The sequence below is a fragment of the Leisingera sp. F5 genome (assembly GCF_001593695.1).
Genome location: NZ_LUKH01001114.1, coordinates 1 through 1,264 on the forward strand (window position 1 = coordinate 1; position 1,264 = coordinate 1,264).

Below are 1,264 nucleotides of genomic sequence, written 5' to 3' on the forward strand. Positions count from 1 at the left end.
CTGGTCGAGATGACTGCCACCCTGATCCCGGATCTGCGGCGGGTGGCGCGCACCGCTCATCAGGCTGCGATCTATATCTCCAACGGCCACGGCGCCTGGGAGGCCGCTTTGCAGAACACCCTGCAGCCGGGCGACCGCGTGCTTGTGCCCTCCTCAGGCCGCTTTGCCATCGGCTGGTCGGAAATGTCCCAAGGGCTGGGCGTCGAAACCGAAGTGCTCGATTTCGGCACCAGCGCGCCTTGGGACATGGCCCGCATCGCCGATGCGCTGGCCGCCGACACCGCCCACCGCATCAAGGCAGTCCTGGGCGTGCATGTGGACACCTCCAGCTCGATCCGCAACAACATTGCGGGGCTGCGTCATCTGCTGGACGAAACCGGCCACCCGGCGCTCCTGATGGCAGACTGCATCGCCTCGCTTGGCTGTGAGCGGTTCGAGATGGACGCCTGGGGCGTCGATGTGATGGTCAGCGCCAGCCAGAAGGGGCTGATGGTGCCGCCGGGCCTTGGCTTTGTATTTTTCAATGACAAGGCCGCCGTTGCCCGCAAAGCGCTGCCGCGGATCAGCCGTTATTGGGACTGGGCGCCGCGCGCCAACCCGCAGGAGTTCTACCAGTATTTCGGCGGCACCGCGCCCACGCACCACCTCTACGGCCTTCGCGCGGCGCTGGACATGATCCACGCCGAAGGGGTTGAAAACACCTGGGCCCGGCATGCCCATCTGGCCCGCACCATCTGGGCCGCTTGCGAGGCCTGGGGCGCTGACGGCCCGTTGCGCATGAACGTGCCGGAGCGGTCCTTGCGTTCCCATGCGGTCACCGCCTTGCGGATCGGGTCGCCGCTGGGAACCGAGCTGCGCATGTGGCTGGAACAGAGCCTGGGCCTGACGCTGGGCATCGGCCTTGGCATGGCGCCGTCAAGCAGCCCGGAATGGCACGGCTTTTTCCGACTGGGCCATATGGGCCATGTCAACGGCCATATGGTCATGGGCCTGCTGGGCGGTATCGAAACGGGGCTGAGGGCCCTGAATATCCCGCATGGGCCTGGCGCGCTGGAAGCCGCCGCAGCAGCAATGGCCGGGCACTAGCAGCCCCCCGGAAACAGGCAGAAGGCGGAGTCACGCCTTCTGCGAATTCAGACGTATTTCCAGCCTGGTGATAAGATGATTGATCAGCACCGCCAGCACCAGAACAGGCACCATTCCGTACATCACCCAGACCACAAAGAAGATCCACATCAGGTTGATCCCGGCAAAGGTGATTGCG

General features: G+C 65.0%; 1 protein-coding gene. It reads left to right on the top strand.

Going from position 1 to position 1,264, the window contains the following annotated elements; genetic code table 11:
• A partial coding sequence (locus A2I95_RS39355) for an aminotransferase class V-fold PLP-dependent enzyme (RefSeq protein ID WP_291737790.1) occupies window positions 1-1,086 on the top strand: 1,086 nt, incomplete at its 5' end.
• Between the last annotated feature and the right edge of the window lie 178 nt (window positions 1,087-1,264).